This is a genomic window from Congregibacter brevis (assembly GCF_045689245.1).
Classification (GTDB): Bacteria; Pseudomonadota; Gammaproteobacteria; order Pseudomonadales; family Halieaceae; genus Congregibacter; species Congregibacter brevis.
The window spans coordinates 3452577-3471104 of the sequence record NZ_CP136865.1 but is presented as its reverse complement, the minus strand read 5'-3'; the positions used below and the strand labels follow the sequence as shown (position 1 = coordinate 3471104).

Here is an 18528-nt window from a genome sequence, read left to right as displayed (position 1 = left end):
CTATTGCGATCCAGCGACCAGCCCCGTCACTGGATCGAGCAGACAGGCGCTTTCGTGGGCTTCGCCAATGCTTCGAGTCGCCGGATAACTTTGACTGCAAGCCGGCTGTGCAACCGGACATCTAGGGTGAAAGTGACAACCACTCGGTGGTGCGATGGGCGATGGGACGTCTCCCGTGAGTATCTGCCTTCCATGATTTCGATGGGGGTCGGGGATGGGTATCGCCGAAATGAGACTCTTGGTGTAGGGGTGGCTGGCGTTCCGATACAAGGTCTCGGACTCAGCAGTTTCAACAACCCGGCCCAGATACATGATCGCCACCCGGTCGGATACGTGCTTTACCACCGCTAAATCGTGCGCGATAAACAGGTACGCAAGATTGAACTCCTGCTGTAGTTCTATCAGCAGATTTAGTATCTGGCTCTGAATAGATACATCCAGCGCTGACACCGGCTCGTCGCAGATAATCAGTTGAGGGTTCAGTGCGATAGCACGAGCGATGCCAATCCGTTGTCGCTGCCCCCCGGAAAATTCAAAGGGGTAGCGGCTCACGGATCGTGCTGGCAGTCCTACAATATTGAGTAGCTCTCGAACCCGTTGTTTACGCTCGGTGCTATTTCCGCCAACGCCCTGAATGATCATCGGCTCTTCGAGAATTTCGCCCACGGTGTGTCGTGCGTTGAGCGACTCCATGGGGTCCTGGAAAATCATCTGGATATTCTGTCGCAAAGGACGTAGTTCACGGGGCTTGAGATGCGTGATGTCCTGACCTGCAAAGCGAATACTGCCCTCCGTGGGCTTGTATAGACGCACGAGGCAGCGACCAAGGGTCGATTTCCCACAGCCGGACTCGCCCACAAGCCCGAGGGTTTCGCCGGGGTTGATATGCAAGGAAACCCCATCGACCGCCCGGTTTGCCCGACTGGAGCGCATGAAAAGGCCCTCCTTGACGGGGAAATGCATGCGCAGACTGTCAACTTCCAGAAGTGGTTTCATAGCGTTTGCCACTGATGGCAGCTTACCTGGTGCATGCCTTCGATAGGTTCCTCGGTCGGCGGCGTCTCGCGGCACTTATCCGACGCTTTCGGACAACGGTTTTCAAACCGACACCCCTTGGGTAAGTCCCGTAAGCCCGGGACCATCCCGTCAATCACGTTCAGTGTCGATTTGGGTGTGGTGTCCAAAGTCGGTATCGAGCGGAGCAGGCCCTGGGTGTAGGGATGCGAAGGGCGATCAAAAATGTCGAAGACCGTGCCTTTTTCAGCAACTTTACCCGCGTACATCACAACGACTTCGTCGCAGGTTTCTGCGATCACACCTAAATCATGAGTGATCAGCATGACCGACATCCCCATGTCGGCCTGGAGCTCCTTAACGAGTTCCAAAATCTGCGCCTGAATAGTGACGTCTAAAGCCGTAGTGGGTTCGTCGGCGATAAGGAGGGCGGGCCCGCAAGCTAGCGCTATGGCGATGACGACGCGTTGACGCATTCCTCCCGACAATTGATGCGGATACTCACCCATACGCACTTCGGGAGACGGAATCCCGACTTTTTCGAGAATCTTTACCCCCTCGAGAATCGCATCTTGTCCACTCAATCCTCGATGGAGTCTGAGTCCCTCAGTGAGTTGGCGACCAATAGTGTGCACGGGGTTTAAGGCCGTCATGGGCTCCTGAAACACCATGCCTATTTTGTTGCCGCGGACAGACTCCATCTCTTCAAAGCTCAGGCTGGCTAGGTCTTGCCCTTGCAAACGGATAGCACCACCGACTACCTGGCCCATAGGCTGAGGGAGTAATCGCATAATCGACAGCGCGGTTACACTCTTTCCGCAGCCTGATTCGCCCACGATACCGACGGTCTTGCCGGGGTCCACCGTGAAACTAACGCCGTCTACAGCGCGCACTACGCCTTCGTCTGTCGCGAACTCTGTGACGAGTCCATCGACCTCCAATATGGGTGTATAAGCCAAGGGCTATGGCTTCCACTGGTCGTACACATCGATCATGGGAGGGAAGGTCTTCCCTGATTTTCGCGCCTCCAGGACTTCCTTTTTCAGGTCTGTATCGATCCAGTGCACCCAAAGGTCGTCTATCTGAAGGATGTGCTTGTGATTGAAGTACTCCGGATAACGTATCCAGCGCCAGCGACCCAGGCGTACCGTCGGTTGGTACCAGCCGGGAGAGTACGATGCATGATCGTTATGTAAGTTCAGAATCTTACGAGACAGCTCTATCATCTCGTCTTTGTCTTGAGACGCTCGGTACTGTTCAATCAACCCATCCATTTCGAAGTTGGCGAATGCTTCGAGATTATTGGTTTGCGTTTTTAACTCTCGATTGGGATTGACGCTGCCGTCTTCAAGAAAAGCATCATCGTAGGCATTGTCGGAATGGTAGTGCTCCCAATACCGTGGGTACATTTCGAGGAAGCGTCCGAAGGCGACAAGGTGAATTTCGTGCTGCTTCTCTTGCACTTTCTTCCAGCCGGTGGTGCTATCGAGAACTTCAATGCGCAGCTCCAAACCGGCTTTTACGGCTTCCTGCTTCAGGATGGTCATTACGTCCGCAAGGTTTTCGTAGCCGGTGGATAAAGTGAAGGCCAGCTTTTGCCCTTCAGAATTCATTAGGATTCCGTCGGGGCCGCGTTCGGTGAAACCGGCGGCAGCGAAGTAGCTTTGGGCTTTTTCGATATCAAAGGCTCTGGGTTCTATGCTGGGATCGTTGAACTCCGAAAACCCTTCATTGGCGGTTTTTAAGCGCACCGTATCCCCACGGAAGTACTGATCTATCACCAATTGCCAGTTGCTTGCGTGTTGGATGCCCAAACGAACATTTAGGTCATCGAGCAATGGCTGGGATGTGTTCATCCAGAGCCCGTATGGCGGGCGGGGGTACTCGTTATAAAATGTTGACTTGGCTATGTAGCCCGCCTGCACATCAGGGTCAGAGTCAGGCAATTTCTCGTACCAGTACTCAGAGAGTGCCAGGCCAAACTGATCAATGTCGCCGCGCTTGAAAGCCTCAAATCGCTTAGGGGTATCTCGAATGATATTGAATTGAACTCGATCGGGATTAAAGCGATATCTAAAGTGCTTTTTGTCTTTAGCCCACCAGTCTTTGTCGCGGGTTAGGACGATAGATCGGCCTTTCTTTAAGTCTCCATCGCGAAGAACGTAGGCACCCGTGGTCGGCGTGAACTTCCATTGGTAGCGCTCAAGATAGTCATCACCGAGCTCCTTAAAGTGGTGCTGGGGGCGAGGATGTAGCTCAAGAACTCTCGCAGAGTAATCAGGTTTTGCTGATGCCGTGGTGATCGAGAAGGTACGGTCATCGTAGCGGGTGATGTTGGTGTACTGTGTGCTGTACCAGTTGTTGTACCAGGGCGCCCGGATGTATTCGGATTTGTAAAACCAAAACATGAAGAAAAAGTCGCCGGTGGTTACTGGTACGCCATCGGACCATCTGGCAGCTGGGTCCAGCTTTACGTACACCGTAGAGTTTTCCGGGTCTAAAGCCCAGGATTCGGCGAGAGCCGGATAAAACTCACGCTCGTCCGGATGCAAGTGGGCGATGAGCGTCACGACATCGTCGAGTATGTACGGCCGAAAAGCCCCGTTTGAGTCGGGCCCGGCGGTCCGCAATGTTCTTGGGAAATCGGGAAGAGCAATGTAGCGGGTACCACCTTTCTTAGCTTCCGGAGAGCCAATCTCTGCTAGCTCAGATCCGTTTTCCCAGACGAGGTCATCAGGCAATTCTTCAAGTGTTTTGAATCGATAGAAGTCGGGTTCTGCAGCGTAGGCCGCGTTGACTTCTTCGGTGTTATCTATCGCTGGCGCGTTTGCTGCTTCGTCCCCGCCATCGCTTTCACCACCGCAGCCCGCTAGAGCAAGCACTGCAAGGACTAAAAGCCACTTAGATGAAGATCGTTGTTTCATAGACAATGCTCTTTTGATTTCTTAGCGATAAATAGAATAGGTTTTTGGGTCAAAGGACTCGCGGACGGCTTCACCCACAAAGGTCACAAGGGTGAGTAGTGCTACCAGAGTGCCAAATGCTGAAGTCACGATCCAAGGTGCGGTCCGCAAATTTGCCGTGCCCTGTTTGAGGAGTTCTCCAAGACTTGGGGTCGGTGGTGGTAAACCGAAACCGAGAAAATCCAACGCGGTAATCGCTGAAACAGCGCCAACGATGGTGAATGGCATGAAGGTTACTAAGGTGGAGAGAACGTTGGGCAATATGTGCCGGAAGATAATGCGAGAGTTGGACGCGCCGATGACGCGCGCGGCGGCAACATAGTCCCGGGCCTTTTCTTTGTACGTCTCTGTACGCATGTAGTAGGTCATACCCGTCCAAGAAAACAACACCATGACCATTAACAGAATAACGATGCGGGTCGGCACTGAAAACGCGGCGGGTATTACCGAGAAAATGATGATGACCATGTAAAGAAAGGGGACGTTTGACCAGATTTCGATGAGTCTCTGGAATAACAAATCGAAAACGCCGCCGAAGTACCCCATGGAGCAGCCGATGGCGATGCCGATGAGGTAAACCGACAACATAAAGCCAATAGAGAAAATCAGGGCGATGCGCGTGCCGTAAAACAGCCTGGCGAGAATATCGCGACTTGTCGTATCCGTACCGAGATAGTGTTGTTGCTCGGCGTTCGGTGCCAAAGGCGTGAAAATGCCGCCGGGCGCATGGTTCTCATAGGCGTTGTACGGCACAAACGGCATCAGTAGCCAGTTTCCGCTATTGTCCTTGGCAAACTGCTCTTTGAGGTCCCGATAGTTAACCTCGTAGTCGTAGTCGAGTCCGAAGTCCGTGCCCGGATGAAAGGCCGTGTACGTTGGGAAGTACAGCTCGCCCTCGTAGCTGACGAGCAGTGCTCGACTGTTTATCAGTAGTTCGCCAAAGCTGAGTAAAACCATAAGCCCCGCGAGAACCAGGAAACTGTAATACCCGCGTTTGATGTGTCTAAAACGGCGGAGCTTCTTGAGAGTCTGGGGATTGAGCTGCAGCATGGCTTAGCTGAATCGTATCCTTGGGTCAACGAGGGCGACGAGAACATCCGAGATGATGTTACCGATGAGCAGCAGAAGGCTAGCGAGCAAAACGACGCCCATGACTACCGGATAGTCTCTATCCAAAATTGCACTAAGCCCCAGCAAACCAAAACCATCGATATCAAAAATGGTTTCGATAAGAAAAGAACCCCCGACGAGAAGCGTGATGTTCTGTCCGAAAGTTGTCGCGATGGGGATCAAGGAGTTGCGCATGGCGTGTCCTGTCACGGACTTGCGAAAGGACACGCCCTTTGCAATGGCTGTTCGGATGTAGTCCGCGGCCAGATTGTCCATGAGATGGTTTTTAAGAAGCAGGGTAACTAGTGCAAAGCTCCCTACCAGATAACAGATGAGTGGCAGGAGGGAATGATCCAGTAAATCTAGCGTTTTTTCCGTGGCGCTCAATTCGTCAAAGTTGAAGCTGACGAAACCTCCCATAGGAAACCATTCCAGTCGCACGGCAAAAAACAATATGAGGAGTGAGCCTAAGGCGTAGCCCGGGATCGCGTAGCCGACAAAAATCAGTACGGAGGATATGTTGTCCACGAACGTGCGGTGGCGAATAGCTTTGAGAATTCCCAAGGGGATGCACACGGCATAAGTGAGGATGAGCGTTACGATGCCGTAGTAGAGCGATACCGGAAATCGTTCTTTGATGACGTCCCAGACAGGTTCATTGTATCGGTAAGAAGAACCTAGATCGCCCGTAACCACTTTGCCCAGCCAATCTGCATAGCTTTGCAATATGGGCTTATCGAAGCCGTAATACTCCTTCAGCGCCTCGAGTTGCTCGTCAGAAATGGCCATGCCTTGCCCGGCAACTTGACCGCCACCAGACTGACTCATTTGTTGCGTTTCCATGATTGCGCGCTCGAGCGGGCCACCCGGTACAAGCCGAGTGATTGCGAAGACAATAATGGTTACACCCAGTAGGGTGGGCGGAATCAAGAGCAGACGCCGCAAAAAATAGTCGCGCATCAGTTGAGTGCGTTATCGATAGAAATCAATGAGAGGGCAAAGTTACAGGGCTGCGATCGAGGGCGCAAGAAGAGTGCTGAGCTTGCATTCATGCGAGGTCGACATATTTCTCACTGGCTCAGGGAGTTGTACACGATATCGACCATGCGTTCCGCAGAGATAGATACCGATGAGTCTACTTCGCTATCAAAAGGGGCGGTCGGTTTGGCCGCTTGAATCTCTTCCAGTGTTTTTCCCGCATCCATCATGGACGCTATTTCCTTCCGGATGGCTACGATCCGGTCGTGATGCTTTTGTAAATCCATTTTGCCCGCGAGGGGGCCGTGACCTGGAATGATTCTGGTGTGCTCGTCACTTAGCGCAAGCGCTATCTTTGCGGCCTTAATGACGCCATCGATGTGACCGCCACTTTTAAGATCAATCCATGGGTAACGCTGGTTAAAAAATGTATCGCCCATGTGTATGACGTTGGCGTCTTCAAAGTGCACGATCACATCTCCATCGGTATGCGCATGGTGTACATGCACACCCTTAATGGTTTGCTTGTTTACATGGAGTGTTAGCGAATCGTTGAACGTCACTACAGGCAATGCTTCCGGCTGTGGCAGTAGGACTTCACCTGTGTCAGTGGTTTTGCCCTTCTCGAGCCGTGCGCGCACTTTGTCATGAGCCATGATCAAAGCACCCTGCTTACCGAAGTTTTCGTTCCCTCCCGTGTGGTCGCCGTGCCAATGGGTATTCAGAACATATTCAACAGGGTGATCCGTAATCTCGGCGATCGCCGCGACGATCTTGTCCGTCAGTGGTGCGAACTGATCGTCGATGAGAAAGGTGGTGTCGTCTCCGGTGCTGAGGCCCATGTTGCCACCGCGCCCTGTGATCATGTAGATCCCGTCAGTGACCCGCTGCGCTTCGATTTGCGTATCGTCCATTTGCGACTGGGCAAAGAGAGATGTAGAGCTCATCAATAGAGCAGCCATCAATATCAGTCTTCCGTCCGTCATACTTGCGCGCATTATTGATGCACTCTGGTGTTGAGCAATATCCGCATTCTTCATGAGTTTTCTCCGTGGTTCTTAAAATCGTTGGCACTGCGGGTCAGTGTAGCTCTTCGACGGCCTCACAGTGGTTCAATTTCAACGCCCCTCGGGGAGCATCGAAGTCGCTGCGTTTATATGGCAGAGTGTCAGGCTTAGTTTTCCTCACATAATTCGGAACCGACTCGTTTAGCCATGAAGACACCAAAGCGCCTTCAGCCTCTTATGGAAGAAGGGATTATCGACGAAGTCATCAGTCCGCTGATGAGTGGTAAAGAAGCCGATGTTTTCATCGTTCGCAGCTCGGGCCAGTTGCGCTGCGCCAAGATCTATAAAGACGCCGTAAAGCGCAGCTTTAAAAAGGCCGCTCAGTACACCGAGGGTCGAAAGGTGCGCAATAGTCGCCGTGCCCGCGCTATGGAGAAGGGGTCGAAGTTCGGGCGTAAGCAACAGGAGGAAACCTGGCAAAACGCTGAGGTGGATGCGCTCTATCGGCTGGCGCGCGCCGACGTTCGTGTTCCCCAGCCCTACGGTTGCTTCGATGGCGTACTACTCATGGAATTGGTCACCGACGAAGATGGCGATGTCGCGCCTCGACTGAACGATGTGTCCATGTCCGCGGAGCAGGCTCGCGAAGATCACGCATTAATGATGCAGTACGTGTTGCGTATGCTAGCGGCCGGTTTGATTCACGGCGATTTATCTGAGTTCAACATATTGGTCGATGAAGACGGCCCGGTGATTATTGACCTCCCTCAGGCGGTGGATGCGGCCGGGAACAACAACGCGCAATCCATGCTCACCCGTGATATCCGCAATGTCACTGAGTATTACGCGCAGTTCGCTCCGGAATTGCTGGATACTCACTATGCCGAAGAGCTCTGGGGTCTGTTTGAAGAAGGCGACCTGAATCCGGAACACGAGCTTACGGGGTGGGCCGAGCTTGATACTCATGAAGCGGATACGGACTCTGTGATGGCGGAGATTCGCGCTGTGCTCGCCGAGGAAGAGGCTCGCCAGCGGCGTCTCAAGGCGGCGGAAAGCGACGAAGAGCCAGAAAAAGAGCCCGGAGAGGACTACCAGGAAGGGCTTAATTAGTCACAACTCTGTGTGACGCTTAAGTTGTATAATTATCCTTTGCCTGTGTGCTCGCGTGTGACCCCGTTAAAGGGTTTGTTGCGAAGCCGGGCGCAGCATACTTTCTTTCGGTAATTCCCATGAGCACCCCAACGACCCCCGGCAGCTTCGATGAGCTGCAACTTCCTGTATTTCTGATGAAAGCACTCAGCGATGTGGGCTATGAAACACCTTCTGCCATTCAGACCATGACTATTCCTCCTCTTCTTGAGGGCAAGGATCTGGTAGGGCAGGCCCAAACCGGCACCGGTAAGACGGCGGCCTTTGCACTGCCCATTTTGGCCCGCCTCGATCCTAAGCTGAACAAGCCTCAGGCACTGGTGCTAGCGCCTACTCGCGAACTCGCAATTCAGGTGGCCGAAGCCTTTCAGAAGTACGCGCGACATAGTAAAGGCTTCAAGGTTCTGCCTATCTATGGTGGCTCGGACTATCGAACACAGCTGCGCCAGTTACAGCGCGGCGTTCACGTGATTGTTGGCACGCCGGGTCGCGTGATGGACCACATGCGTCGTGGTTCTTTGGATTTGTCTGAACTGAAGACTTTGGTACTGGATGAAGCTGACGAAATGCTACGCATGGGCTTTATCGACGATGTGGAGTGGATTCTCGAGCAAACGCCAAACGAGCGACAGATCGCCCTGTTTTCGGCAACGATGCCTGACGCTATTCGGCGTATCGCTAAGAAGCACTTAAACAAGCCCGAAGAGATTACGATCAAGCTTAAGACGGTGACCAATGCGTCCATACGTCAGCGAGTCTGGATGATGGGCGGTATGCACAAGCTCGATGCGCTCACACGTATTCTGGAGACGGAAGACTCCGACGGCGTCATCATTTTTGTGCGAACGCGTATCGCGACCCAGGAACTCGCGGACAAGCTATCGGCTCGTGGTTACGCCACTGCGGCCTTGAATGGCGACATCCCCCAGAACCTTCGCGAGAAAACCGTTGAGAACCTGAAGAGGGGAGGTCTGGATATTTTGGTGGCAACGGACGTTGCTGCGCGGGGTCTGGATGTGGAACGCATTAGTCACGTGATCAACTACGACATTCCCAACGACCCCGAAGCCTATGTCCATCGCATCGGGCGCACGGGTCGAGCAGGGCGCACCGGTGAAGCGATTTTGTTTGCTGCAAACCGGGAGCGCCGTTTACTGCGCACCATCGAGCGGGTGACGGGCCAAAAGATCGAAGCTATGGCGCTACCGACTCCAGAGCAGGTCAGTGATAAGCGGGCCGCACGTTTTAAGGCCAGAATCACCGAGACACTCGATACGCAGGACAGAGAATCTGCTCGAGCGCTGGTGGAATCTTACCAGCAGGAATTTGGTGTCCCGATTATCGATATTGCCGCGGCCCTGGTTGTGATGAATCAGAGCAAAGCGACCGCTACGCCTGCAGCTGAGCCTGCTCGGCAGTTTCAAGATAGACCTGTGCGAGAGACTCGAGGGCAGGATCGAAATAAGGACAGGGATAGCCGCAAAGAGCGCGGAAAAGCACGTGATCCCGACAGAGAGCGTAAGCCCCGTCGTGATAAAGAGGCGGTTGGTAAAGACGCTGATGTGGGGATGCAGCGCTATCGCGTTGAAGTAGGTCACCAGCACGGCGTTAAGCCCGGCAATATTGTAGGTGCCATTGCCAACGAGGCAGAAGTTGATGCGGAGTACATTGGACGCATTCAGATTGAAGACGATCACAGCTTTGTGGATTTGCCTGAGGGAATGCCCAAAGAGATCTTCAAGCACTTGCAAACAGTATGGGTAAGTGGGCAGAAGCTTAGAATCTCACGTCCCGGCGCTAAGCCAAAAAAATCGGCAAAGGGGTCGAGCCCCGCTGAAGGCGATCAGAAAGACGCGCCCAAGAAAAAGGGGCCACGAAAGCGTAAGGCACCGCCGCTGGGTTAAGAGTTAAGAGCTGGCTTCTAGTAATTCCGCTCTAGCCACCAACGAAGGATCTCCTCCTCCACCCGATACAAGGGGCTGCTTCCCGGCGGAGCTTCGGCCGGATTCTTGGCCGTGCCCGTAACAATTGTCGCGATGCCATCACCGGTGTCCGGATCGATGAGAGCGTGACTGAGCACGCCGTAGGCCTCTCCAAGATGGCCAACGAGAAGCTCGGGGCCCTGCGTAAAGCCCCACTCTCTCGTGTTGATTCGATGTACCGATAGGCCGTAGCTGGTCATGAGCCCATCGGTAGGGCCTCCTGGTTCTGCCTCTCCCGCGGACAATCCATTGCTGCGCTCCGCATTCAAGTCCCAATCGGGCGCCAGCATGTGTTCGACGGAAGACCCAGACAAAATTTGCTTGCCATTGGCCGCACCATGATTGATTAGCATTTTCAGCACTACGACCAAGTCGTCAGCACTGGCGCGCAGGCCACCCTGCGGTGAATAGATCGTCGCATTACTGCCAGGGGTGTAACTGTTGAGAAACTCTTGGGCGTCGTTCGCGTTTTGCATGCCGTAGAAGCATGAGGGCTGTGCACCATCGACCTGTGCCAGCCAATCGCTCTGATCGTCCCATCCGCCGGGTTCTATTCCTTTTCGAAACCCTGCTGCCCGCTGATGGGTTGGAATCTCACAAGGATCGAAGCGCGCGCTAATCCCCAGTGGTACCAGCACACTGTTTGCCATGTACTGATCGAAACGCTGGCCGGACAGTAACTCTATTACTGTCCCCAAAATACCGAAGTTCAGGTTGGAGTAGTAAAAGAACTCGCCCGGTGCTTGCGTAGTGCCGCTGGCAAAGTGATCGCCGTTCTCCCAATAGTCTGTGCCGGGCGTAAAAAACTCGCGCAGCTCTCCGGTCCCGGCAGCGATAAAATACGCCGACCCATCGCGGATCGATGAGGTATGTGAAAGCAATTGCCTGACCGTAATAGCCTCGTCAGGGAAATTGGGGTTACGCAGCTTCCAGCCAAGATAATCAGATAGGTCGCGATCAAGGTCGAGCTTGCCGGCATCAACCAGTTGCAGCACACCTATAGCAACCACGAGCTTTGAGATTGAAGCGATTCGGATTTTGTGATCCCGTCGTAAGGGATCTTTTACGCCTGACTCTATTTGCGCAAAGCCAAGGGCATAACCCTCGGTCGCTTCGCCACTTTTGAGCAGACTAATCTGCAGACCGCTCAAGCTCGAGTTCACATCTGTGCCTGTAACGATGGTTCGCAGCTCAGCCATCGCATCGTCTGCCGAGGCGGAGTGTTGGAACAAAGCTGCAAATAAGACGGCGGTTAACCGCTGCGCTTTCATCGCGTAGTTACCCTTTCATCCTGCGGTTACTCTTTCATCACCTTGCCGCTTTTCATTACAAACCCAACGTTCTGTAAGGCTTTGATGTCATCTAAAGGCGAGATCTGAGTTGCAATAATGTCGGCATGCTTACCTGCTTCAATGGTTCCCAAGCTATCGCTCATATCAATGAGGTCAGCGGCGTTGACCGTCGCCGACACCAGGATATCCATCTCGCTCATTCCCGCATTGTTCATGAGCTCTGCTTCTCGGGCGTTAAGACCATGCTTGGAAACAGCCGTGTCCGTGCCATAGGCGACTTTTACGCCGGCCTTGTGCGCTTTCTCGAAGTTACCCTGCATTGCGGCGCTAACCTCGATCGCCTTGGCTGCCTGAGCCGGCGTGAGAATTCCTCCCATTTTTGCCATCTCGCCGACCGTCGCACCGGCCAGCAGAGTAGGCACCAGATAAGCGCCGGTGCGCTTGAACTCTTTGATCGCGGCAGGGCCTGCGTAGGTGCCATGTTCAATGCTATCTACTCCCGCTTTCAGCGCCGCGATAATGCCATCTTCTTGGTGAGCATGACTGGCGACCTTACGCCCCATGCTGTGCGCAGCTCGCACTACCTCGACGAGCTCGTCATCTTCCATTTGTTTGCCCGTGCCGGTCGCGCGGTCGGTAAGCACACCGCCGGTAGAGGTGATCTTGATGAAGTCAGCGCCGTACTTGATGCCGTTTCGTGTGGCACGGCGGCAGTCATAGGGTCCGTCGCAGACTGATTCGTCGGTCATCAGCTCCATGAACTCATGCTTGGTGCCGCTCACATCATTGTGGCCGCCGGTAATGCCCACGCCACCCGCAGCGATGATTCTGGGGCCGTCAATCCAGCCTTTATTAATAGCATCGCGCACAGCGTAGGTTTGCTGATTCATTGAGCCTGCGTCTCGCACGGTAGTAAAGCCCGCCATGAGCGTGGTCATCGCATTGTGATACCCATACATCTGCACGAGTTCGCCGGACCAGCGAAGGGAGCGGCTATCATTGTCGGGGCTGAGTTCACCCTGAAGGTGCACGTGCATGTCCATAAGACCTGGCATGACAAAGCTGTCTTTGAGATCAATGACGCTGTCGGCGTCGTATTCACTAGCGCTTTGATAGCCGTCAACAACTTCGCGGATACGGCCATCAACAACCACTACCGTTTGTTCTTTGAGCGGCTTCTTGCCGGGTATGGCGAGGAGCTCGCCCGCGTGAATGAGTTGGGTGCTGGCCAGTGCGGGTGTCATCGCAAAGACGGCGCCGAGTGCGAGTACTAATTTCGAAGCTTTGATCTGCATAAGGTCTCCTGGCAGTTTAGGTCACTGGGTGATGTCAGTTTTCTTGTAAGCGAAGCATATCAGGATCAGAACTGTTCACGTTTGCGCGGATAAGCGTTGGATCGTGCTATCAGGAGTTGGTGACTTTAGAGTGTTGCTCTAATAGAGTCGGCTTCTGTGTGTTGTAGCGTTAATAAAGATAACAAGAGGAATAGCAAATGAAGAGACTGTTTTCGGGGTCCTTGGCGCGCGGAGTTTTTGTGGCGGGGGCTTCGTTACTGTTTTCAGCAGCCATCGCCGCAGCAGATCGCAAACCCAACATACTGGTGATCTGGGGTGACGACATCGGCTGGTCGAACATTAGCGCCTACCACCGCGGGATGCTGGGTAGCCGGACTCCCAACATTGATCGTATCGCCAAGGGGGGCGCGATGTTCACCGACTACTATGGCGAGCAGAGCTGTACCGCAGGCCGTTCCGCATTTATCACCGGGCAGCATCCGCTGCGTACCGGACTTTTGCGAGTAGGTTTGCCCGGCGCCGACATTGGTTTACGTGCAGAAGATCCAACAATTGCGGAGCTCCTCAAACCCCATGGCTATGCCACAGGACAGTTCGGTAAGAACCATCTGGGTGACAAGGATGAATTTTTGCCGAGCAATCATGGTTTTGATGAATTCTTCGGCAGCCTCTACCACCTGAATGCAGAGGAGGAGCCTGAGACGTATTTTTACCCAAAAGATCCCGAGTTCCGGCGCCGCTTCGCTCCACGAGGAGTCATTCGCTCTTACGCTGACGGCAAGATAGAAGATACCGGTGCGCTTACTCGTAAGCGTATGGAGACCGTGGATAAAGAATTTACCGACGCCGCACTTGCATTCATTGATACGGCCCATGCCAACGAGCAGCCATTTTTTGTATGGCTGAACACTACGCGTATGCACGTATGGACTCGTCTGGCACCCGAGTGGCAGGGCAAGTCGGGCTACGGCTTATATGCAGATGGCATGATGGAGCATGACTTTCACGTAGGTCGTGTTTTGGACAAACTGGACGCTCTGGGGATCGCCGATAACACCATCGTTGTGTACTCCACGGACAATGGCTCGCAAACCAATACCTATCCCGATGGTGGCGCTGAGCCCTTCCGTGGAGAGAAAGGATCGACCTGGGAAGGGGGCTTTCGTGTACCCGCACTTATACGCTGGCCGGGTGTTGTCGAAGAAAACACTGTGATCAACGATATTTTTTCCCACCAGGATTGGCTGCCGACATTTTTAGCGGCGGCGGGGGAGCCGGATATCGCCAGCAAGCTGCGCAAGGGCCACCGGGCCGGTGAGAAGTCTTTTCGGGTGCACCTTGATGGATTTGATCAAACAGACTTGCTCGCTGGCACGGGTCCGGGTGTTCGCCACAACATTTTCTATTTTGATGACAACGCTAACTTTAACGCGCTTCGCTGGAACGATTGGAAAATCCACTTTGGCGTTCAGAAAGATGGTTGGGGCGGGAGTCGCGAGGCGCTGAATTTTCCGCAGATGGTGAATCTACGCACAGATCCTTATGAAACATCCTTGGATTCCAGTTTGTACACGCGGTTCTTTGCAGATCAGATCTGGCTGTTCGTACCGACACAACAAGAAGTAGGTAAATGGCTGATGACCTTTCGGGAGTTTCCCCCAAGACAGGCCGTAGCCAGTTTCTCCGTTGATGGAATGATGGAACGTATGCAGCAAATGCTACAGATGAAGGCGATGAAACCTCCGGGAGGCTAATAGCGCCGCAAACTAGTCCCTTACAGCAGCGGCTTAAAAAGCCTCGCCCACGGAAAAGTGAATCGCATCACTGTCCTGGGAGCGCGCAAAGTCCAATCGCATGTTCACTCGTTTTGCTTTGGAAACCATAAAGCGCAGGCCTACGCCGTAGCTGGGTATCAGAGAGCGGTCCTCGGACTCTGAAAAAGAGCGGCTTACCTGTCCGGCGCCTGCAAAGCCTACAAGTCCCCAGCGCTCGCTGACTCGCCAACGGGCTTCGATCTGCGCTGATGTGGATACCTTTCCTAAGTAGTCAGTGGCGGCGAATCCCCGCAAGTTGATTCGACAGGCGTCCCACAGAGGGGCGCCACCCACGCGCTGACAGCCTTGGAATTCCCACGCCACGGTGAGGTTGTCTGCAACTGCGTGATAAGAATTGTAGGCAAGGTTGTACGATTGATAGGTTTGGCTGCTACCGACCGCCTCGTCATTGAACAGCGTTTCCACCTTAAAGTAGCGGCCACTGTAGGAGTTCAGGGGCATATCGCGGCTATCGTATTCAACGGTCGCCCCTAAGCCGGCGGCTCGTACGTCGGGGCTGGTATCAAAGTCGTTGGACTGGACCGTGGTTTCGATATCCTGAGCGATATCTGCAAACCGCAGGGTTCCGCCGCCATACCAGTTGCCACTGATCTTGCGTGATAGTCGTGCAAACACAAACTCACCGCGAATGCGCCAGTCGACGCTACTGGTACTCACGTCTTCTGGTGCGATGAGCGACAGGCGCAAATCGGCAGCGCCCGCAGCTCCCGTGAATCGCCACTTGTTTTGGTTCCAGTAGTTCTGCTGTATCAAAGTGAACGCACGACTGTTGTTGTCCGTATAGACACCAGCAGCTCCCGTGACAGATGCAGGCTGTGTTTTCTTTTGTTCTTCGGTTTGCGAGTAGAAGTACGCTCCACCCAAAACCAAGCCCGAACCGAGAGTAGGGTTTGATATGGGGATAGGGACGATAACGACGTCGCCTCGTTGTAGTTTTAACTTGGTGTCGTCTTCGCGAATGTCCGGCGCGATGCTGGGACGGGTGTCAGTCACCGACTCCTGAGCGATAGCGATAGCCGGTGTAATGGCGAAGGAGATCAATAGGCTAAAGTGTTGAGAGGCTCGCATCTGCGGCATTTTACTACAGCGGGTTCTATCTTCGGATCTGTAATAGACTGATGAGCGCAGGGTTAGACCAATGATGGGTGCTCAGATACTGAGTTTTCGAACGAGCGACGGAGCGGATTTAAGACATGATCAAGTTATACGGCTTTTCTTACAGTAATTACTACAACATCGTTAAGCATGTACTTCTCCACAAAGGTTTGCCCTTCGAGGAGGTGCAGCAGTTTGGTGCTGACGACGCTTATTTAGAGATAAGCCCCCTCGGTAAGGTTCCCGCGATGACGACGGAGCACGGGGAGTGCATGAGCGAGTCGACGGTATGTTGCGACTACCTTGAAGATGCCTACCCCTTCAACTCGCCACTATACCCTGCCGATGATTATGATCGCGCCAGAGTTCGGCAGGTCATCAAGGTTTCAGAACTCTATCTGGAGCTGACAGGACGAAGACTCATTCCATTTTCTATTAGTAAAAGTCCTGTGCCCGAAGCATTGGCTCAAGAGGTGCGCGATGGTCTTACTAAAGGTGTCGCGGCGCTCAACAGTCTTGCAGAGTTTGAACCCTATGTGATGGGGAACAAGCTAACGATGGCTGACATTTATCTACGCTATGTACTGGGCGTCGTGGCTTTGGCGGGCGCGCTCCTCGAAAGAGATTTTGTCGCAGAGATCGACGGTATTGAGGACTGGCAGGAGATGATGGCGGACACCGATATCGCGCGAAAGGTCGATGCTGACAGAGAAGCTAACGGCCCTGCTTTTTTTGCCTACATCAAAGAGCGCTACGGGATTTAATGCTTTGACTATGTCTGATGCTGATCAGACGGTCTGCTGCACAACAGGGTTCGCTGCCAAAGCGGCCCTACTGTCAGAGCGATAGCCCCTATAAAGCCCAAAACAAACAGCGAACACCAAGCCAAGCCAGAACAACAGCTGGAGCTGCTCCTGCGTTAGAGGGAGCACCAAGCTCACGGACAGTGTTAGAGCAAGAGCCGATGGAGCGCCGAGAGCGACACCTAGCCAAGCACCATACATTGCTGCTGTGCTCTTACCTCGAGCTTGGCGCTTTAGAAAGTACACGCGCATCCCTGAATGGATAATGAATAGTAAGCATAGGCCAAAGAGCGCATAGGCGGCTTTTACGGGCATACCGCCAAAGGAGCCAAAGTGTACTTTGTACACAGAGTCGCCCACCTGCTGTCCAATACTGCCGTCCGCCGAGCCCACCGTTCCCAGAAACTCACCGTCCCCGTTGTAGTTGTATTTCTCGGCATAAATTAGGCGGTCGGGATGCTCCGCAAAAATCTGCAGATACTGACCTTCGGTATTCGGATCGTGGAGTACCAGAAGCACGGGTCTTGTAAAAGCGTAGTTCTCCCGGACGTGAGTCAGGGATAAATCCATTCGTGCGATGGGCGCGGGCCGTAAGTCGACTTCGGGTTCGCTGCCAAACACCGGAGCGAAAACCGCGCTCGTATCCCCTTCGTAGTTAAGAGTGGCGACGGCTAGGGCCGATACGCTTGCCAGTCCGATCATTGCCCCGGTTAGCGAATTACTCAAATGGAACGGCATGGTCCAAACGCCCAGGCGATTGTGGATATCGGTATGCACCAGTCGCGATGACTTTCCGCGACGAAACGAGAATGCATCCCTAAATATGTTGGGGTGAGCCAGTAAGCCAGATACCGACATGGCAAACAGCAGTACCCCAAAAATTGCTACGACAATCATTCCAAAGCCATGGGGCAGATTGAGATAGTAATGGAGGTCTATGAGAAAGCTGGACCAGGGATGAAATTTCTCCAATGCCAGTCGGCCCTCGGAGTCTGAGTAATGTGATTTATTGTCGGTTCCCACGATTGCGGCTTTCTTTTTCTGGGTAGGGGGGTACACGACTAAGTGCTTTGTGTCGGGATCCAGTTGGATCGCTTCACTTGATGCTTTCAGGAGTTCTTTTCCGTTGAAGCTATATACCTCCGGTATTTCACTTCTTTGCTCAAATACTTCCAACTGATCTTTGAACACACTCACTGTTCCGCTCAAGCAGACTAGATAAAGACCAGCGGCGATTGCCACGCCTAGCACTCCATGAGCTGACACGGCGCGTTGCACTGACTTTGCGTTGCTCTTCTTTTTGAGCGTCTTTTTGTATGCTTTTTTGACCATATTCTTATCCGGAATCTAAGCCGCGGCTCCTGCAAAACCGATGAGTGGAAATGTCACGATGCGAAGGCATAGCAAAGAAGGCCGATCGCAATTTGCAGTATGGCCATGGTGGCTATGTGCCGGCTGAGGCTTTGCGCCATGAGACTCCAAACGGCTAAGAACCCCCAGAGCACAGGAAACATAAACAGCTCTGTAACCAGAGCGTTTTCCGGCAGCACGCCCGCACGGAGTAACAGCTGATGACTAGCAAGTGCCGTGGTAAAGGCCAGGAGCGCTGCGCCAGGCCCTGCCGTGATCAGCCACCCTACGCGTTGGCGAAGCATCCAGCTTGCACCGTTGTTCGAGGCGACAGCGGCTTGATGGTTATTCCGAACTCTGAAAGCGCGCTTATCTTTCCGAGGGAACGTCTGTTTGCCATCGCGCGGCGCCGCGAAAGCGATGGAGGCAGACACAGCAACGAATCCCAGTGCACTGATGCACAGAACAATGAGCGCTATGGCGATTCCACGCTCGATGCCTGTGGCCAGAGACCAGACGCTAGTGCCTAAAGCTATGGTAGACCAGCCCAAGATTCGACCAAAGCGGGGCAGCGCTGAGCGCCATGTAGCGTACAGCAGCGCTACACCCAACCCCACTAAAGAGGATGCGATTACAGATAACATCGGCAATCTTC

15 protein-coding genes are annotated in these 18528 nt (G+C 53.5%); 4 read left to right on the top strand and 11 right to left on the bottom strand.

Annotation, left to right across the window (positions count from 1 at the left end; genetic code table 11):
* The 6 genes from R0137_RS15330 to R0137_RS15305 form a co-directional block, all read right to left on the bottom strand.
* Window positions 1–996: an ABC transporter ATP-binding protein gene (locus R0137_RS15330; RefSeq protein WP_407327275.1), complete on the bottom strand. Its 996-nt coding sequence runs from the start codon at window positions 994–996 to the stop codon at window positions 1–3.
* A complete protein-coding gene (locus tag R0137_RS15325; RefSeq protein WP_407327274.1) occupies window positions 993–1973 on the bottom strand; it encodes an ABC transporter ATP-binding protein in 981 nt (326 codons plus the stop codon). The genes R0137_RS15330 and R0137_RS15325 overlap by 4 nt, the downstream gene beginning before the upstream one ends.
* 3 nt (window positions 1974–1976) lie before the next feature.
* Window positions 1977–3938 carry an extracellular solute-binding protein gene (locus R0137_RS15320; protein ID WP_407327273.1) on the bottom strand — a complete coding sequence of 654 codons (1962 nt, stop codon included), beginning with the start codon at window positions 3936–3938 and terminating at the stop codon, window positions 1977–1979.
* Between the two features lie 21 nt (window positions 3939–3959).
* Complete coding sequence (locus R0137_RS15315) at window positions 3960–5027, bottom strand: ABC transporter permease (RefSeq protein WP_407327272.1); 1068 nt, start codon at window positions 5025–5027, stop codon at window positions 3960–3962.
* A gap of 3 nt (window positions 5028–5030) precedes the next feature.
* Window positions 5031–6047: an ABC transporter permease gene (locus R0137_RS15310; RefSeq protein WP_407327271.1), complete on the bottom strand. Its 1017-nt coding sequence runs from the start codon at window positions 6045–6047 to the stop codon at window positions 5031–5033.
* 110 nt (window positions 6048–6157) lie between these two features.
* Complete coding sequence (locus tag R0137_RS15305) at window positions 6158–7105, bottom strand: MBL fold metallo-hydrolase (protein WP_407327270.1); 948 nt, start codon at window positions 7103–7105, stop codon at window positions 6158–6160.
* A gap of 174 nt (window positions 7106–7279) precedes the next feature.
* Between R0137_RS15305 and R0137_RS15300 the strand changes: the two genes are divergently transcribed.
* Entirely contained in the window at window positions 7280–8182 is a 903-nt protein-coding gene (locus R0137_RS15300; RefSeq protein WP_407327268.1) for a PA4780 family RIO1-like protein kinase, read from the top strand.
* A 119-nt stretch (window positions 8183–8301) separates the two neighbouring features.
* Window positions 8302–10125 carry a DEAD/DEAH box helicase gene (locus R0137_RS15295; RefSeq protein ID WP_407327267.1) on the top strand — a complete coding sequence of 608 codons (1824 nt, stop codon included), beginning with the start codon at window positions 8302–8304 and terminating at the stop codon, window positions 10123–10125.
* Between the two features lie 17 nt (window positions 10126–10142).
* Here R0137_RS15295 and R0137_RS15290 read toward each other — a convergent pair whose 3' ends face one another.
* Together R0137_RS15290 and R0137_RS15285 are read right to left on the bottom strand one after the other, a co-directional pair.
* Entirely contained in the window at window positions 10143–11402 is a 1260-nt protein-coding gene (locus R0137_RS15290; protein ID WP_407327266.1) for a serine hydrolase domain-containing protein, read from the bottom strand.
* A gap of 98 nt (window positions 11403–11500) precedes the next feature.
* Window positions 11501–12790 carry an amidohydrolase family protein gene (locus R0137_RS15285; RefSeq protein WP_407327265.1) on the bottom strand — a complete coding sequence of 430 codons (1290 nt, stop codon included), beginning with the start codon at window positions 12788–12790 and terminating at the stop codon, window positions 11501–11503.
* Between the two features lie 197 nt (window positions 12791–12987).
* On the opposite strand from R0137_RS15285, the gene R0137_RS15280 reads away from it, so the two are divergent.
* Window positions 12988–14544 (top strand): arylsulfatase, encoded by a 1557-nt coding sequence (locus tag R0137_RS15280; protein ID WP_407327264.1) that lies wholly within the window; start codon window positions 12988–12990, stop codon window positions 14542–14544.
* A gap of 33 nt (window positions 14545–14577) precedes the next feature.
* Here R0137_RS15280 and R0137_RS15275 read toward each other — a convergent pair whose 3' ends face one another.
* Window positions 14578–15693 carry a BamA/TamA family outer membrane protein gene (locus tag R0137_RS15275; RefSeq protein WP_407327263.1) on the bottom strand — a complete coding sequence of 372 codons (1116 nt, stop codon included), beginning with the start codon at window positions 15691–15693 and terminating at the stop codon, window positions 14578–14580.
* 125 nt (window positions 15694–15818) lie between these two features.
* Between R0137_RS15275 and R0137_RS15270 the strand changes: the two genes are divergently transcribed.
* Window positions 15819–16484: a glutathione S-transferase family protein gene (locus tag R0137_RS15270; RefSeq protein WP_407327262.1), complete on the top strand. Its 666-nt coding sequence runs from the start codon at window positions 15819–15821 to the stop codon at window positions 16482–16484.
* Window positions 16485–16508: 24 nt separating this feature from the next.
* Here R0137_RS15270 and R0137_RS15265 read toward each other — a convergent pair whose 3' ends face one another.
* Both R0137_RS15265 and R0137_RS15260 read right to left on the bottom strand, forming a co-directional pair.
* Entirely contained in the window at window positions 16509–17855 is a 1347-nt protein-coding gene (locus R0137_RS15265; RefSeq protein ID WP_407327261.1) for a PepSY-associated TM helix domain-containing protein, read from the bottom strand.
* 53 nt (window positions 17856–17908) lie between these two features.
* The gene (locus R0137_RS15260; protein WP_407327260.1) at window positions 17909–18517 is read right to left on the bottom strand and encodes a hypothetical protein; all 609 of its coding nucleotides are present in this window, start codon (window positions 18515–18517) and stop codon (window positions 17909–17911) included.
* Between the last annotated feature and the right edge of the window lie 11 nt (window positions 18518–18528).

What these genes read in the sequence shown, in the direction of transcription:
- R0137_RS15330 (WP_407327275.1), bottom strand. Translation starts at nt 996, where the DNA reads ATGAAACCACTTCTGGAAGTTGACAGTCTGCGCATGCATTTCCCCGTC.
- R0137_RS15320 (WP_407327273.1), bottom strand. Translation starts at nt 3,938, where the DNA reads ATGAAACAACGATCTTCATCTAAGTGGCTTTTAGTCCTTGCAGTGCTT.
- R0137_RS15315 (WP_407327272.1), bottom strand. Translation starts at nt 5,027, where the DNA reads ATGCTGCAGCTCAATCCCCAGACTCTCAAGAAGCTCCGCCGTTTTAGA.
- R0137_RS15310 (WP_407327271.1), bottom strand. Translation starts at nt 6,047, where the DNA reads ATGCGCGACTATTTTTTGCGGCGTCTGCTCTTGATTCCGCCCACCCTA.
- R0137_RS15305 (WP_407327270.1), bottom strand. Translation starts at nt 7,105, where the DNA reads ATGAAGAATGCGGATATTGCTCAACACCAGAGTGCATCAATAATGCGC.
- R0137_RS15300 (WP_407327268.1), top strand. Translation starts at nt 7,280, where the DNA reads ATGAAGACACCAAAGCGCCTTCAGCCTCTTATGGAAGAAGGGATTATC.
- R0137_RS15295 (WP_407327267.1), top strand. Translation starts at nt 8,302, where the DNA reads ATGAGCACCCCAACGACCCCCGGCAGCTTCGATGAGCTGCAACTTCCT.
- R0137_RS15290 (WP_407327266.1), bottom strand. Translation starts at nt 11,402, where the DNA reads ATGGCTGAGCTGCGAACCATCGTTACAGGCACAGATGTGAACTCGAGC.
- R0137_RS15285 (WP_407327265.1), bottom strand. Translation starts at nt 12,790, where the DNA reads ATGCAGATCAAAGCTTCGAAATTAGTACTCGCACTCGGCGCCGTCTTT.
- R0137_RS15280 (WP_407327264.1), top strand. Translation starts at nt 12,988, where the DNA reads ATGAAGAGACTGTTTTCGGGGTCCTTGGCGCGCGGAGTTTTTGTGGCG.
- R0137_RS15275 (WP_407327263.1), bottom strand. Translation starts at nt 15,693, where the DNA reads ATGCGAGCCTCTCAACACTTTAGCCTATTGATCTCCTTCGCCATTACA.
- R0137_RS15270 (WP_407327262.1), top strand. Translation starts at nt 15,819, where the DNA reads ATGATCAAGTTATACGGCTTTTCTTACAGTAATTACTACAACATCGTT.
- R0137_RS15265 (WP_407327261.1), bottom strand. Translation starts at nt 17,855, where the DNA reads ATGGTCAAAAAAGCATACAAAAAGACGCTCAAAAAGAAGAGCAACGCA.
- R0137_RS15260 (WP_407327260.1), bottom strand. Translation starts at nt 18,517, where the DNA reads ATGTTATCTGTAATCGCATCCTCTTTAGTGGGGTTGGGTGTAGCGCTG.